We start from the raw sequence: 15,404 nt of genomic DNA, 5'->3' as shown, positions 1-15,404 counted from the left end.
CTGCTGCGTCGGGCCTCGCCTATCAGCATAATGACCAGGTCGCTGACTCCCTCCGTCGAGCCGATAACACGAACATGCGGGCTTGGAGGGACTCTTCGGCGGAACTCAAGCGTCGCCGCGAGCGCGAGGCGGCGCCGCTGCGTCGGCGTCTGGGAGGCCCTCCACACCACGGATGAGCCCATCGCGGATGGGAGCAGAGTGGCGAGCTGGTCTCGGGCGGCGGTATCTCCGGCCTTCCGTCCAGATGGCCAGGTCGTACTAGGTAAGTAGCGTGTTGATGTTGTCTGGGCCGAGGACGCCTGCGCGGATCGGCAGCAAGGTGGCGAGCTGGTGCCCCGACGCGGGATGGGCCTTGGAACGCCAGGTCAGATCCGCGCTACCGCATGTGGAGGGGCGGCAGTGATGCGACTGAGCGCCTCGTATGCTGCCACCGCTCCAGGAACCACTATCAGGCGACTCATTGTCGTGTCACCGCGGGCTCGTAGCGCCGCAACGTACGCAGGCTGGAGAAAGCCCTGCGGGCGCCGTTTGGGAAGGGAGAAGTATCCGACGGCGAACAGCTCAGGCTCATACTCCTCGATCGTGGGCAAGTGGCCTGGCATGTTCGCGGCGAGCTCGGCGAGCACACAGCGAACCGCGTCGTTCGGCTCGATCAACCTCACTTGATCGACTGGCTCCGTGATCCGCTCCCGCCAATCGACTCCGACGGATTCGACCAGCTCGTTGGCCGCGAGCTTCACGAATATGGACGCACGGGCCCCACACGGGAAGAATATCGACGTAGCGACGAAATGCCGACACCACTCGACATACAACCGGCTTTCCGAGGTCTCCCCGCTGTGTCATCCCTTGGGCGTTGATCTGCCACAGTCGCTCAACCTCGATGCGTTCACCGTTCACGGGACGCGTCGGCATGTCAAGCCCTTCTACGACCTCGGTGGCACGCCAACCGAATGGCTCCTCTTGGGAGCCGGTCGGCAACCCCATATCCGGTGCAGGAAGCGATCCAACCGTGTCAGAGTGATTTACGTGATCCCCGCACACGTCCCCGACGAGCCACCGCTCACCTACGCCGACAGCTTCGACGTACCGGTCCTTTTCCGTAACGGGCCTGCGAGGAAGCCCAGGAGGCAGTGGCGGACGGCCGTGCTCAAGCCGTGGGCGGGGTCGGGCGGGTTCCCGGCGGCCGACGGCTGGTACGTCTCGACCACCACCTGGCGGGAGATCATCAAGGCCGCCATTGAGGTCGGCCGCGACGTCACCCCGCACTTGCAGAATCAGCCGCGGGATGCGCACGGGGAGCTCGTCGCCCGGGTTGCCCCGCTGTACGCCTATCTCGGCATGCACCCCTTCATGCCTCCGTTCCCCGTACCAGGCATCAAGGGTCGGCGCCTGACCCTGAACCCGGTGTACGCGTTCGGCACCGAGCGCAGCGCGAAGAACGCAGCCGGCTACCGGCTGGGTATGACGATGGCCGAGTGGGTCTGCCGCTCACTGCTGGGCCTCGGTCAGACGGAGCACCTCGAACTGGGTGGCCCGATCTCCGCCCTGCGCAACACGTTCAAGGATCCGAAAGAGAAGCTGCCCGACCTGTGGGGGCAGCACCAGGCAGAAAATCTGTACTGGCTGATCGAGGCCAAGGGGGGCGACGTGGGTCTCGGCACGCTCCGCAAGGGGTGGGAGCAACTGGCCGCCGGCAGCAAGATTCTCGGCTCGTACGCCCACCGCACCGTCCTGGTCGGAGCGTGTGTGCGGCCCGGTGACGACCTCTTACTCAGCATCGACCACGGCCTGCACTTCGGACAGCCGCCGCTCACCGCAGCCGGATTCGACATCGACGACGAGTCAGCGGTCGGCCCGGGCAATCTCGAAGACCGTCTCGGCGACAGCGACGACGCGCTCATCGGTGCGGCCCGCGCCCAGATGCTCGCCTACCTGGCGCTGCGCTCCGCTCCAGCCTCGCAGCTCCGCACCGTGCTCGTTCCCGCTGACCGCGCGTCCCGTCGTCGGCGCTCCGGGCTGACCACGCCCCTGGAAGGCGACGACTTCACCCGCGCCATGCGGGCCGAAGCCCGCGGAGTAGTGCCCTACATCGAGCGGCACACGCTGCGCGCCAGGGTCCGTTCCTGGGGCCTTGACGACTTCCTCACCTGCCGCATCCCCGGAACCGAGGTTCACCTCGGCATGTCCCGGAAGCTGTACGCCGCCTGCGAGCGCCTCCACGAGGAAGACCTCGCCATTGCCCAGCGCACCCCGGGGCTGCGCGCCGAGGACCAGCCGGCCGATGACCAGGAACTCAGCGACGACGCTCAGGAAGAACGGCGACTCACCCAGCGGCGGATCTTCCGCGAGCAGCAGGAGGAAGCCCGTCCCCGGCTGCGCCCCCGGCTCCGCGACGCCTACGAGCGGGGAGCGACAAGCGACTGGAGTGAGCTGCTGCGCCGTCCTCAGGAGCCAGAACTCGACCTGGAAGGCGACGGGGGACTCCTCGAAGCGGCGACGCCGGAGACGTACCTGGCCGTCAGCAGCTCCAGCCTGCCCCCAGTACGCGCCTAGCTATCAGGGGTCGGATTCGATCAGGTGACCTCAGGTCAAGTGTCCGGAGTACGGGAAGCTCCGGGGTGAGGTGGTCCGCGCTGCCGCGATGAGTCCCGACCGGGCACACCAGGGGTTGTTGATGTGCAAGGCGAGTGCTACAGCGGGGAGGCCCGCGGGCTGCGCGTCTGCGATGCGCGGCTGATCATCCAGCCGAGGCCAGCGCTCGGCGAGCGGTTCAAAGGCGAACCGGGCCTGATCGAACTCCTGCGCACTCTCCAGACCCGCTCAGCGGACATATCCGTCGTGCTCGTCGTGTCCTGGATCGGCCTACACCAGACGAACCAGCCGACGTCCTCTGGCGGGCAAGCGCCAACTTGACGGCGCAGAGCGCGGCGACCTCGTGCCGCAGCACGAGGATCTCCATGTTCTTGGTCGCGTCGCTACGAGTCAGCAGTCTGCTGTCGAGAACATTCTTCAAGCGCATGCGCGTTTGTATACCGCGGCGTGATCGGCAGAGTTGATGGCCGACGGCTGTCAAGCTGCAGATCCCGGGACTCGGCACCAGGCGCGAACCTTCGCGTGCTAGTCAGCGTGTCGGTTCTGAAGATCTCCCCGGAGCCCCGCCCCTCGCACGGGTGGCTCACGCTCTGGCGGTCTCCAGGAGCCGCACGTTCACAGGTCGCCCAGCCAGCGGGCAGCCTCCTGTTCTGTCGGTTCGGCCAGGGAGAACAGCCGGGCCAAGCCTCGGCTGTCGCCGCTGTGACCGGCGTCGCTCAAGGCGTCCAGCATCGCTTGGTGCGTCAGTTGACCCAGATGCCTTCCGGCGAGACCCGGCGTGCAAGACGTCGGCCGGCGTCGCTTATCGGGGTCGACCAGGACGCATCGGTCACCTGGCACCCGGAGTGGTCAACGAGGGCTTGCACGAGGGTTGCTCCAACGCCCTTTCCGCGGTAGGAGCCCGCTACCCAGATCAGGTCGATACTCGGACGTAGGGTGTCGTCTCTGCCACCGTAGTTCGACCCGTCGAGCAGATCCCAGCGGTGGTGGTGGTTGACGTCGTGGGCTGCCACATAGCCGATGACGTATCCGTTGGCCTTTAGCAGGTATGCCCGTATGTTGTCCGAGGTCTTCTCAGGTTCACCAAGGTGGGACCACGAATTGAAGTCGTAGCCATTCTCCCTCTGGGGCATTCGCCCCATCTGGTAGGTCAGTTTCCGCCAAGCGATGGGCGACTCGGTTGTCACCACGGCCAGGTCGCCGGACCAATCCAAGTTTTTGGGTGGCCGGACGCCGATCGCCCACATGGCGTGGTGTGTGGCGTGTTTATTTCCATCGTTCCAAGAGGCTCGCAGGTTCATTCCGCAGGGGCATTTGCCGCCGCTCGGTGTTTGTACATGCTGGAATTGGACGGGGTTCGCGCCAAGACTGAGGTTCTGCTCTCTGCCACCCACCCAGGGGCGGAAAGGTGTGTCCTCCGGCTCGACGTACCCGGTCCATCGGTCCACCCAGCCGGGGTACTGCTCGGGAAACCGTTCCCGCCTCAGCTTTTCGGCGAGCGGCAGTGTCGGGCGAACCCACACACTTCCTCGGGTCGCCCGGCCGTTGAGGCGCAGTCCGGACTTCTTGGCTTTGCCACGCAGGAAGTTCAGGAACACTTCGGGTGGGACGGAAAAGTCGACACCGCGAATCAGCTCCCTCTCGCCAGGAGCAAGCCAATCCTCGATGGGGAGTGCCAGCTGGTCGGCCAAAGCGTGAAGCCCGCTGTAGTCATGGTGGAGTTCAGCGCTGCGTAACGCTTCGACCGCGGCTTCGATCTGGGCAAAAGGAACGGGCAGTATAATGCAGCGTGGCCCGTTGATCGATATGAAGCCGTCCGGATATCCGTCATACCAGATTCGATCTATAGACGTGTTCTCCGCCTTGGCGACGGCCTCGGTGTAGGCGGTCGGTAGATCTGCTGAATCTCCTTGTGAAATCAAATAATCAACGTAGCCATCGCGATCGAGTTCGGCCGTGGCGTACCACCGGTAAGCCCGGACATGGATCTTTCGAGTGCGTAGGTCGCGTCGATCGTGGTCGAGATAGATCGTTCGCTCGGTCATGTGCTCTGCTCCTCGTCAGGCGCTCTCACGCGCGGCTGCGCGACCTCATCCCACAACACGCCAGGACGCTCAAGAGACCTTGTCCTGGAGTCCGACCTCAGCGGGAACCCCCGTAACCGCCACGCCATGGACAGTAGCGCCCAAGCAGGCCCGCCCGCACCGAGCCCAGCATGTGACCGTCCCTTCTCAATAGGCAATGCCAATACGTCCTTACCATCATCGAGCCCGCCACCAGGCGCGTCCGGGTGCTCGGGCATCACCGCTCACCCGAACGCGACCCAAGTCATCCAGGAGCAGACCAGTGCCGACAGCCACCGACGGTCTCGGGGCAAGTCGAGGTCACGGACCGGGACGGCATGCCGCTCGACTTCACGATCCACGTGCCGAGGCCCGACGCGCCGTTCGGCGGTGTCCTGGAGCGCGAGCAGCAGCTGTCCAAGGAGCTTGAGGTCGCCAAGCCCATGGCCAGCAAGTGGGACGCGTACTGCAACTCCGAGGGCCTGATTGGCATGACCGAGATCGCGGACATCGTCGGTACTAACGTCCGCACTCTCACGGCATGGCTGGTCAAGAAGGACCTGTTCCGGCGACAGACCTCTCGCAACGGTGGTAATCGGAACCTGCCGCGTAAGGCGTACCAGGACACTGGCCACTTCGCCGTGAAAACCGAGTCGAAGAATGGCGTAGTCTTCCCCGTCGCCTACGCCACCCCCCAAAGGGGTCGACCTGGTGGGCGACTTTATGGGGCCCACGCGAGTAACGCTCACTGGGGGCGGCGAGGTCGGGGAATCTCGTCCCGAACGGTGCCGGCCGGGCGGTGAATAGGCTGCTCATGCGGGAGCCCCGGCCCGTGGGGAAGCAGGCCGGGGCTCCCGCATCTGTCAGCGCTCTGGAAAGGCCGCGTAGCCCCGCTCACGGATCTCGCAGGTTGCAGGAGAGCGCTCGTTCGGCGTGGCGATGGTCTCAGGGAACAGGCGGCGCGCCAGCGTGTGGCTGGGTCATTATCGTCTGGGACGTCATGTCACCCCCTGGAGAGCCCATGGCCCAGCAATTGCTCAGCGAGCCCACGCGCGAAAGGCTCGCCTGGCACCTGCGGAATCTCGGCAAGCTCAAAGACGTTGACGAGGCGTTCGCAGCCGTCGGCCTGCCCGAACCGGTGCCTCCGGCAGGCTGGTGCACAGGGTGCCGCTGTACGAGCAGATCATCCGGCACTTCGACGCTATCGACTGGACCGACGAACAGCAGGTGGCCAGCGTTTCGACTTGGTCACACGGGCGCTGCAGGTTGAGCGGAACAACCATTGCCGCTATCTCCAGGGAGCCTTCACCAACAGCCGCACCTATCTGTTGCTCAAGGAGACACTCGAACGCGACGGATACACCATCGATCCGAACCTGGAGATCGTGCGGCATCAGTCCGACGACGTGGCCGATACCCCTGACCACACGCACCAGGCTGCGGCGACTGACGCGCTGACCACCGCGCAACACGTCGGCGAGGCCTTCGACCACGGGCCGGTGCCGCAGGGCCACTATGACGAGTCCTGCCAGTTCCAGGTGCGCAGGGCGGCTAACGCCCTGGTTGGCCAGCCTGTATGCGTGAAGCTGTTGGACGCCTCGTCGCGATCCGTCTACGCCTGGCTGACGCAGGCGGCGCTTGCCGTCGCGGCCGAGCACGACCGTACGCCCGCACACTGGCGCGGCCCGCAGGGCGGGCACGCGTCGGCGCGTTCACCGCTTGACGGGGCCCTGGCACGCATGGCGGCCGCGGCATGGAGTCGTGCCTCATGGAAACTTCTCGCCGAGATTCCCCATGCAGTGGCGCCGAACTCGGACATCGAGATAGGCGATACGCCCGCACTGGACGCGTAACGCCACCTGCGGTGCGGCGTCACCGACGTGCCGGGGCACCGCCGCGTCTACGAAACACCGTCTGCTTGGAGGGCGTCGGTTCAACGAACAGGCGGTCCCAGACATGACGACGGTTGCCGCATCGCTGCCGAGCAGCCCAGCTGTTTGCTCTCTGGTATTGCCGCGCCTCAGAAAACAGGATTGTCAAACCGCTTCTCGGCATTCTCTGCTATTGAGACTTTCTCGCAATATCTAACCTCGCGGAGATTGACGGCCATCCGGCTTGTGCTGGACTGTCAAGACACCGGGCAGGTGGCGGCTTTCCGGTAAGGCGAGGGGACGGCCGCTCCACCGGTCATGAGGTTCCCAACCGCACGGAGAACCACGTCATGACGGTGTACAGGCCGATCTTCAAAGGACGGGAAGCGGAATTTCGCGCCCTCGAGAACATCCCGAGCGCGCACCGTTCGAACACGATGCCGATTATCGAGGCAATCGCCGGAAAAGGAGGCGAAGGGCGCGGCTTGTACAGTGACGCGCTCAAACTGGGAAAAGAGATCCACGAGAGGATTCCCGACGACTTACGAGTCGCCATCGATTGCCAGCACCTGGTCCGGCAACACGGCCGCCCCGATGCCGGTGGGGCGGTGCAACTCGTCTCAGAGGTCCTCCAGCTCTTCCGCTGCGCTATGACGCCGGTGTTCCGACTCACCGACGACTCCGACGACCTCGATGATGTGGCGCACGCCGTACAGGTTCATCAATTACACCCCTGTCTGCGGCTGCCCTGGCGAGGCCCGCGGCGCGCTCCTCAAGACGCCCACATGTCGGGCCGGCTACGCCGGATGGGCCTTGCCTTCAACGAGGTTGATCTGCTCATCGATCTATGGGCGGTCGAGTCCGACCACGCCGCGTCGGAGAAGGCATGCAGCGCTCATGAAGCGTTGGATTGGGCGGCCGGGATTCCCTGGCGCTCGGTGACCTTGGCCGTAGGCGGATTCCCGCCGCCAGAAACGGTGGCTGCCATGCCGTTCGACACACCAACCCGTGTCCCGCGTCGTGATGCGCACCTGTGGGCGTCCGTCGTGCCCAAGAACCGCCGCCAGGAGATCGGATACGCCGACTACGGCGCGGCCACCGCCCGCATGCCCACGGGTCCACGCCGGGCTCGCCATCCGAAGCTGTGCTACACCGTCGAAGACCAGTGGGCGATCTACCGGTGCGCCGCAGGCGAAGGCGTGGGCGCCTTCAACTGCTTCCGCAAGCTGTGCACGCAGGTGGTGGCATCCGATGGCTGGCCACCGCAGGGGGCAGCGTTCTCCTGGGGCGACCAACACATCGAGATGTTCGCCGAAGGCGGCCGTACTCAGCCGAACTCGGCGGCCTCCTGGCGTGCTTTCGCCCAGTCGCATCATCTGGCTGTCATCTGGCACCGCCTCGACACGGATCAGCGACCCTAGCCAGCGGGGATGCGCTACGACAACGTCGCCTCCATCCACGCCACCGTGATGGAGGCAACCTGAGCCAGCTGGTCGTAAACACGCTCGCGATGAGCTGCTCGCTGCTGCTGGGGAACGACCTCGCCCACCGCGTGGGCGAGGTCACCCATAGCGGCCACGAGCTGGGCAAGTTTCACCGCATCCGGCAGACCCGGATTGGACACGGCCAGCACGCCGGCGCGTTCGTCCTCTTGCTGTTGAGCCCACACCTGCTCGACTCGCGCTAGCGCACCCTGGAGCCGCAGTTGGCGGGCGTGCTGGCTGACGGCATCAACAATGAACTGGGCAACCTTCTGCGGCTGGTCGGCGTCGAGGACCTCCAGGTACAGGTCGTACTCGTCGCCGTCGCCTCCGGCTATCGCCCATGCGCCGTGCTCGTGCTTGTCGGGGTTGGATTCGGCGGGGACGACCCGCCAGGTGTCCAGGTCGACGGAGCCGATCTGCTCGGGGGCGGGGATCGGAGCCTGCATCGCGATCTTCCTTCTGCTCGGGGATTGGAAGGTGGCGCGGGTGGTGCGTTGAGGGTGGTCTCCCATCCTGGCGGGACCACCCGCTGATCGCCATGGGTTGGCCGAGTTGACCTACCCATGGCGAACAGCGGTGGTCCCGGCCGCCTGGCGAAGAGGTGTGGGTGCCTGAAACTCGGACGTTGTTGCTGACCTGGGGCTCGGCGTTCCCGTTCTTGTGGGCATGATCACTGTCCACGACCTTGCGGCTGGTTTATCTGATCTTCGTTCGGCTCGCGGGTTGGCTGGTGCTGCTGGGTCGCTCGCAGAGGTCGAAGGACGCGGAGATTCTCGTCTTGCGTCATCAGCTCGCGGTGTTGCGTCGGGAGGTGGCCAGGCCTCGGGCGTCGTGGGCGGATCGGGCGATGATCAGCGCGTTGGCATGGCTGCTGTCTCCAACCGGTCGTCGGCAATTGTTTGTGACGCCAGGCACGCTGCTGCGCTGGCACGTCGATCTGGTGCGGCGGCGCTGGACCTTCAAGCGCCGCTATCTCTTGCCGCGGATCGAACGGACAACCTGTGCGATGCCGTCGAGCACCTGTGGCAGGTTCGCTGAGTCTGCGCGACGGACTGTGAGCCCGACGATCACGACCGCGGCGAGCGCGACGATGAGTACGACAGCCATCGAACTGATGGCGGCGAGAGCCAGGGGGTCCATGGCGAGATTCCCTTCTGGGGCATCGGCTTGGTCGGCATCATGTAACGTGCACGGATCGGCCAGAGTCGACAGATGTCGGACCGATCGGAGCCAGGCCGTATCACTGCAGGCCACTGACCCGTCCGGTGACATCGAAGCCGGATGAGCCGGACCCGGAGGTGCCGTGGCGGGGCGGAAGAAGACGAGCGGCGAGACTGCCGCACTGCACAAGTACCTGCAGGCTCTGGAGAGCAAGGCACAGCGGCAAGTGCCCGGCTACCGACGGGAGCAGGTCATCGAGCGGGTCAACGAGCAGGTCAACCATGGGAGCCGGGCTTCGCTGAACACCTCGACGGTTGGCGAGTGGATCATCGAGGGACGTACTCCCCGGGATTTCGCCACACTGTGGGCCTTCGTCAAAGCCATGCTCCAGGCGATCACGGTGGGGCAGAACCCGTCGCCTGCCTGGTGGATGGAGAAGGAGAGCGAGTGCAAGGGCCTCTGGGAGGCCGCTCGTCAGCTCCGTCGCGCGACCAGCGGCCTCGCCCTCGCCATGGACGAGGATCAGCATGCCCGATTGGTCCCGCACTATCTGCGCGCGGTCGAGCAGGCGGTCGCCTACCATCCTTACCCGGGTGTGCTTCCTGGCAGTCCGTTGCCACCTTTGAGGCAGGTCTATGTTCGACGGCGCGTCACGACGCCGGCTCGCCCGGGCACCGGTGACCAGGAACGACGGTGTCCCGCTGAAGAGATCCTCACCACGCAGGGCCGTATCGTCTTGCTGCTCGGCGGCCCTGGCGCCGGTAAGTCCAGCTTCTTGCGCGCGAGTCTGATCACACTCGCTGAGCAGTGGGCATCGGGCGCGGGAAGGGGTTCCGTACCCGTGTACATTCCTGCGCATTTCCTCACGCAGGAGGGCGTTTTAGGCGAACAACTCGCCCGGGCCGTGCAATCCCAGATCAAGGGCCGCGACTCCCCGCCTCTGCCCGCCTCATTCTTTACAGGCCCGCCCCTGCCGGGCAGTCGTTGGCTGATCCTGGTGGACGGTCTCGACGAAATCCCCGACGCCACCGAGCGCATCGACGTCCTCCTGCGTTTGGCGTCGCTGCCAAGGGATCGCTATGAGCTGCTCATCGCCAGCCGCCCGCTTCCTGAAGAGCAACTGTCCGCGCTCGGCCCAGCCGACCACGTCGTACGTTTCGATCTGTTGCCGTTCGACCCGCGGCAGTTGCCGGATTTCGCCAAGTCCTGGATGATGGCCGCCGGAGTCAACGATCCTGAACGAGCGGTCGCAAAGTTGATGTCGCAAGCCGTTCGGCCTCCCCTGGACAAGCTCGCCACCAACCCGTTGTTGGCCACCATCATGTGCCAGCTCCACATGCACAACGTCGATTCGCCGCTACCGGCCAGCCGATACGGCATTTACCAGCACTATGCCGACCTCCTCGTGGATCATCTCGATGGCCGGCTCCACAACCGCATGGATTCCCGACTCGTCAAACGGCTGGCTGGCCACCCAGGGCTCCTCTTCCAGCTACGTGGCCGCCTGCTAAGCGAGCTTGATGAGCTGGCTCTGCTGCACATGCGCCAGGACGTGCCCACTGCCCTTGAGCCACTGATGGAACGGGTCGCCGATCTGCGCCCTCACACCCTTCGCGCTGAGGACTGGCACTCGGTCGTCACGGATCTGCTGCATGCCACCGGCTTGGTGACAGTGCATGGCACCAGGGTCGACTTTCTCCACCGGACACTCGCCGAGTTTCTCGCGGCCAGGTACGTCGCAGCCGACGCCGACCTCAGCAAGTCAGCCTTTCAGCAACTGTTCGGCAGATGGTGGCTCAGGCCCCTGCGGCTCCGGAAGGGCAGCGGCGAATCGATGTACGGCCGGATGCTCATCGCGGCGTGGCTGGCTTCGCCTCGTCATCCTCGTGCTCTGCTCGACGTGCTTCGTAGGCTCGCCGCGCGCGACGGCACGGTCGGCCGGGTTGCTGAGCTGGCTTGCGATGGAGCCTCCTTGCCGCAGGAGATTCGTAATCTCGCGCGAAGCCGCTGTCATCAGACCGCTACGACCACGATGTCGCCCGGCGAGATGAAATTGATCGAGTCGTTGGGCGGGGACCCATCCACCGAACTGGAGAAGCTCACCTCTCGTCGTATTCGCGCGGCGCAGATGCTGGTGGACCTGGGTGATGAGCGCGGCAGGGATTTGCTGCAGATGATCACCTTCGACACCACGTTGCCCGATATCGTGCGTTTCGAAGTGGCCAGGACGCTGGCATACCAGGGTGGTGAGCGGGCCGGAGATCTGCTCGAGATACTTGCCCGCGACACGGAACTGAACGGCGATCACCGCGTCCTGGCAGCTCGGCAACTGGCCATCATGGATCCATCGAAGGGACCCCTGCCGAACAAGCACGGAGTGGATCTCCTTGAGCTGCTCGCTCGGGATATCACACTGCACATCCTCAACCGGGTGGAGGCGGCTGCGGCGCTGAACAGATACGACGGTGAGCGTGGTCGAGATCTCTATGATGCCGCGACCCGCGACCTCGACCTGTTCGCCCGTGACATCAGAGCCGACAGCCGTCTCCGCGTGGCATCGGCGGTGTGGCTGGCCAACGTCCGCTACTCGGGTGCCGTGAACCTCCTCGCTTCATTGGTCCGCGACAGAACGCTGAGGCGAACTCATCGCCGCAGAGCGGAGAGAAAATTGGCGGAACTGGGCGTCCACCATGGTCCCCCTTCACATAAGAAGGGCTGAACTCACTAACCAACAGCGGCGCTATCGAAGGGGCATGGCTGACCCCAGGATGAAGGCGGTCAAACTCGCCGCCCTTTTCGTACGCCCTGAGTGGGTGTGTCCAGAGCCGTTGTTTCTTACACTCCCCCCTGAGTGAGATGCTCTTATGCGACGTGGTCCCCGTCGCCGACAGCGTGCCGGAGTCCGCTGGGCGTCGGCATCAACCGCTCGTCAAAATGCGCGTAGGAATATGACTATGCATTCCGTTCTGTCACTACAACCGGCGGCCCGCCACGGCATCGAGTAGGTGTGTGCCGTCGTGGTGTCGAATCGCGGGCGCAGTTGAAGGGCTCATGGCGTCGAGGATGTGGACGGCGAACGCCTCCGTGGCGAGAGAGCGCACGTCATCGGGCGTAGCCCACATCACTGCGGCGGCCTCGTCGGTTTGTGCTGGCTGGCTGGCGACGATGTGGCAGCGGAACACGAGGGCGATGATACCTCGCGCCATGTGCCGCTCGAATATTGAGGCACGCGCCCTGAGCTGTGGTTAAGCGACGTGGTGGTATTCGCTGATCGTGCGGGCGACGACGGGTTTTCGGCGGATGGAGCGCAGGTCGAGGAGATCGGTCATGTCCCGGGCGGGCTGCGTTCCGGTGTCTGGGGGACGTTGGTGCCGGGACTGGTGCGGCCGGTGTTCGTTGCAGTGGATCAGATAGTCCTGAAGCAGCCGGGCCAGGTGGCGTTCATTGAGGATCAGGATCCGGTCCAGGAGTTCGCGGCAGCGTGGTGATGACCCGCAGCCCCTCAGCTGTGAAGATCGCGCTAAAGGCCCCGGTGAAGAGCGGATCCCGATCGTGGATCAAGAACCGCAGCCCAGCGATGCGATTGCCCAGGTCAATGACCAGGTTGCGGGCCTGCTGCACCGTCCATGCCTCGGTTGGGTGCGCGGCCACTCCGGCCATGTGCAGTCGCCGGGTGCCGTGCTCGATGAAGACCAGCAATACAGCCGTTTGAGCATTATCGCCTCGACCACCAGGAAATCGCAGGCGATGATCGCGTGGGCATGGGCGGTCAGGAACTGTCGCCAGGTCGGCCCGGCCCGGCGGGGTGCGGGATCGATACCCGACGCGTGCAGGATTTCCACACCGTGGAGGCCGCGATCGGGTAGCCCAGCCGGGCCAATTCGCCTTGAATTCTCCGATGTCCCCATGTCGGGTTCTCCCTTGCCATCCGAATAATCAGTGCCTTGACCGGCCGGCGGGTGCATGGCCGTCCCGGGTGCCGCCGGTGGGTGAAGGTCCACTTGCGCGCTACGAGGTGGCGATGCCAGCGGAGGATTGTCGCCGGGGTGATCGGAAATACCTCCGCCCACCGGCGGCGGTGAACTAAGCGAGACAACGCGGCAAGCCAGAGTCGGTCGCCGTGATCCGCCGTGGCCAGCCACCGAGCTGGCGGCGGAGGACCTGGTTCTCGTGACGGAGCACCAGCAGCTCAACGTCCTTGGACAGATCAGCGCGTACCAGCACAGTCAGCAGGCCGAACAAGCCCCTCATCAACCGGTAGACAAGCGACAACACCACCTCACGATGGTCGCAGCCGCCGCTCTCATCGCGCAGCAAAACCCCAGTTCACAGCGCGAAACCGTGTTTTCGAGCTGGACACCATCAAGAGATTTCTCGACTGCCTGGATCACCCATGCCGTGGTCGGGTGAGCGGTGGTTCCGAGTACGCGGATGCGCCTGCTAGCGTGCTCAATGAACGGCCAGGATGTATTGATGCTGGCGTTGAGGGTGACAGACTCGATGAAGTCGCAGAGGAGGTGAATTTAATGCGCGAAGACGTCTGCGATGCCTCTGATCTCCAATTGTACTTGAGTTGGCATAAAAGCCATACACTTCCGATATAGAGGAAGTAGGTCGGCGTACCCTAGACGAGATTCAAGGGCAGTCCATAGATCCAGCAAGTGTCGCACATCCTCCGCGGCATACTCTACTTGTTCGGCGGACAAAGATGGCGCCGCCCAATCGCTTGTTTGCTGAGTTTTGCTGATATCTATGCCCAGATAGCGGCTCAAAAGAGGTTTGAGGCTATGCTGAGATCTCTCGATATCAGGATCAATCAGGCGTGAGGCGACCTTAGTGCATATGACAGAAGCGGCATCCACTCCCCAGTGTGCGCGCAGGAAGCGCAAATCGAACGGTGCATGATGAAAGACTTTTATGATGCTTCTGTCTTCCATTATCGATATCAAACGCCGAGGAGGGATGGGGCGAACCTTGAGAACTATAACTCCGACGTCGGGAGTATATAGCTGAACTGTCGCGATTCTGGCGCGCTTCCAATCGAGGCCGGAAGTCTCAATATCGCACGCCACTACACCCGCATGCCGTAGAACGGGCAAGACGTCAGTGGGAAGGTCGCCTTCGACGAGGTTGGTCTGCGACAACATGACTCCTCCTTAGTTGACGAGCTTGCTCTGCTCCTCAATTGCCGCAAGCTCGTCGCGGATGAACCGATACAAGCTCCCGCCTGCGCGGCATACGATCGTTGGTACTTGCGACCGCTTACGGCTGTGTGAGTACAAGACCAGAATCGCAGTCTGGTCGAAGCGATAGCAGCTAAAGACGACGTCGCCCTTTCTGTAATACACCTCAATCTTTGCCTTGCCTGTTGTGGCGAGCCCCACGAACTCCCGCCGCGATTCCTTGATGGCGCTAATAAGATCTGCGGCATCCATTGAGAAGCGATCGGCAAGATGGGCGATGGTCGCAGGGTCATCGGGGTCCGGTAGATATATGCGAATCCTCGCATCCGCATTATTGGCCAGCGCCCGAAGTCGTGGCATTTGAGCGTTTCTCCATGTCCGCCCGTACGCGACAAATATATCTAGCTTACGGACATTCCTGAAGAGGTCTTCCCAGTCTGGGTCTTCGACGTAGTTCGTCCCAACGCGCACAAGCCCAGCGGCCTCCACCTCGGTTGCAGTTCGAGCTGTCTCCAAGATCTCTCGGGAGAATGCGCGCCTGCCCCATAGGTCCCAGACGAGCGCCAGTCCCACGGACACGATGAAGGCAGACCCCAAGTTATTGAGGAGCGCCTTCCCTCCTTCCCATCCGAGGTCCAGGCCTCCGAGGTACAGTAGGACTCCTCCGATGAAGGCGACCACGAGCGAGATCAGTACAGTCTTGGTCGTGGTGAGCTGCCGATATGGCCTCTCGCGCGACGTCCTGTTGATAGCCGCCTCCGTCTCCATGTCCAGCACGCTATGCTTCGCGACTGACATTTTCGGCCTCGGTGCCCGAGGGACTGCTTCCGTAGTGAACGTGGCACTACGGGGGTACCTCGGCAACCTACTTAGCTGGGCGTACCCCCAGGCGTTGCCGAATTGTGCTTAAGATCAGGCGCTGACGCGGTGCATACATGCTCTGGCCATGCACGAGGTGGAGGCTGGCCGGCGGCGACAGCGTGGCTTTCCAGTTCGAGCTTGGTCAGTTTGTCAGCCGGTGACCTGCATCCATATGCGAGCGGCCCC

Annotated in this window: 14 protein-coding genes; 7 read left to right on the top strand and 7 right to left on the bottom strand. The window is 63.9% G+C overall.

Features of this window, described 5'->3' with window-relative positions; all coding sequences use genetic code 11:
- Positions 1 to 365: 365 nt before the first annotated feature.
- Positions 366 to 740 (bottom strand): hypothetical protein, encoded by a 375-nt coding sequence (locus tag ACQPWU_RS48605; protein WP_433433085.1) that lies wholly within the window; start codon positions 738 to 740, stop codon positions 366 to 368.
- Between the two features lie 289 nt (positions 741 to 1,029).
- Here ACQPWU_RS48605 and ACQPWU_RS48600 point away from each other — a divergent pair, with 289 nt between their 5' ends.
- Positions 1,030 to 2,556, top strand: coding sequence for a hypothetical protein (locus ACQPWU_RS48600; RefSeq protein WP_433433083.1), 1,527 nt, complete (start codon positions 1,030 to 1,032; stop codon positions 2,554 to 2,556).
- Positions 2,557 to 3,338: 782 nt separating this feature from the next.
- Here the strand turns inward: ACQPWU_RS48600 and ACQPWU_RS48595 are convergent.
- Positions 3,339 to 4,640, bottom strand: coding sequence for a GNAT family N-acetyltransferase (locus ACQPWU_RS48595; protein ID WP_433433081.1), 1,302 nt, complete (start codon positions 4,638 to 4,640; stop codon positions 3,339 to 3,341).
- Positions 4,641 to 4,996: 356 nt separating this feature from the next.
- On the opposite strand from ACQPWU_RS48595, the gene ACQPWU_RS48590 reads away from it, so the two are divergent.
- From ACQPWU_RS48590 to ACQPWU_RS48580, 3 genes are all read left to right on the top strand, one after another.
- Positions 4,997 to 5,461, top strand: a complete 465-nt coding sequence (locus ACQPWU_RS48590; RefSeq protein ID WP_433433080.1) for a phage antirepressor KilAC domain-containing protein — start codon at positions 4,997 to 4,999, stop codon at positions 5,459 to 5,461.
- A gap of 441 nt (positions 5,462 to 5,902) precedes the next feature.
- The gene (locus ACQPWU_RS48585) at positions 5,903 to 6,511 is read left to right on the top strand and encodes a hypothetical protein (protein WP_433433078.1); all 609 of its coding nucleotides are present in this window, start codon (positions 5,903 to 5,905) and stop codon (positions 6,509 to 6,511) included.
- A 368-nt stretch (positions 6,512 to 6,879) separates the two neighbouring features.
- Positions 6,880 to 7,950 carry a beta family protein gene (locus ACQPWU_RS48580; RefSeq protein ID WP_433433076.1) on the top strand — a complete coding sequence of 357 codons (1,071 nt, stop codon included), beginning with the start codon at positions 6,880 to 6,882 and terminating at the stop codon, positions 7,948 to 7,950.
- Between the two features lie 14 nt (positions 7,951 to 7,964).
- Here ACQPWU_RS48580 and ACQPWU_RS48575 read toward each other — a convergent pair whose 3' ends face one another.
- Positions 7,965 to 8,459: a hypothetical protein gene (locus ACQPWU_RS48575; RefSeq protein ID WP_433433074.1), complete on the bottom strand. Its 495-nt coding sequence runs from the start codon at positions 8,457 to 8,459 to the stop codon at positions 7,965 to 7,967.
- Between the two features lie 523 nt (positions 8,460 to 8,982).
- The gene (locus tag ACQPWU_RS48570) at positions 8,983 to 9,153 is read right to left on the bottom strand and encodes a hypothetical protein (RefSeq protein ID WP_433433073.1); all 171 of its coding nucleotides are present in this window, start codon (positions 9,151 to 9,153) and stop codon (positions 8,983 to 8,985) included.
- Positions 9,154 to 9,316: 163 nt separating this feature from the next.
- On the opposite strand from ACQPWU_RS48570, the gene ACQPWU_RS48565 reads away from it, so the two are divergent.
- Complete coding sequence (locus ACQPWU_RS48565) at positions 9,317 to 11,893, top strand: NACHT domain-containing protein (protein ID WP_433433071.1); 2,577 nt, start codon at positions 9,317 to 9,319, stop codon at positions 11,891 to 11,893.
- Positions 11,894 to 12,146: 253 nt separating this feature from the next.
- On the opposite strand, the gene ACQPWU_RS48560 is transcribed toward ACQPWU_RS48565, so the two are convergent.
- Positions 12,147 to 12,356: a DNA mismatch repair protein MutT gene (locus tag ACQPWU_RS48560; protein ID WP_433433070.1), complete on the bottom strand. Its 210-nt coding sequence runs from the start codon at positions 12,354 to 12,356 to the stop codon at positions 12,147 to 12,149.
- A 72-nt stretch (positions 12,357 to 12,428) separates the two neighbouring features.
- Here ACQPWU_RS48560 and ACQPWU_RS48555 point away from each other — a divergent pair, with 72 nt between their 5' ends.
- Together ACQPWU_RS48555 and ACQPWU_RS48550 are read left to right on the top strand one after the other, a co-directional pair.
- On the top strand, positions 12,429 to 12,662 hold the full coding sequence (locus ACQPWU_RS48555) for a hypothetical protein (RefSeq protein WP_433433068.1): 234 nt from the start codon (positions 12,429 to 12,431) through the stop codon (positions 12,660 to 12,662).
- A 682-nt stretch (positions 12,663 to 13,344) separates the two neighbouring features.
- A complete protein-coding gene (locus ACQPWU_RS48550; RefSeq protein WP_433433066.1) occupies positions 13,345 to 13,584 on the top strand; it encodes a hypothetical protein in 240 nt (79 codons plus the stop codon).
- A gap of 113 nt (positions 13,585 to 13,697) precedes the next feature.
- Here ACQPWU_RS48550 and ACQPWU_RS48545 read toward each other — a convergent pair whose 3' ends face one another.
- Positions 13,698 to 14,321: a ribonuclease D gene (locus ACQPWU_RS48545; RefSeq protein ID WP_433433064.1), complete on the bottom strand. Its 624-nt coding sequence runs from the start codon at positions 14,319 to 14,321 to the stop codon at positions 13,698 to 13,700.
- Between the two features lie 9 nt (positions 14,322 to 14,330).
- The gene (locus ACQPWU_RS48540; RefSeq protein ID WP_433433062.1) at positions 14,331 to 15,125 is read right to left on the bottom strand and encodes a hypothetical protein; all 795 of its coding nucleotides are present in this window, start codon (positions 15,123 to 15,125) and stop codon (positions 14,331 to 14,333) included.
- Positions 15,126 to 15,404 lie beyond the last annotated feature (279 nt).

The organism is Nonomuraea sp. CA-141351 (genome assembly GCF_050944675.1).
Lineage (GTDB): Bacteria > Actinomycetota > Actinomycetes > Streptosporangiales > Streptosporangiaceae > Nonomuraea.
This window is presented reverse-complemented; position numbering and strand designations above follow the sequence as displayed.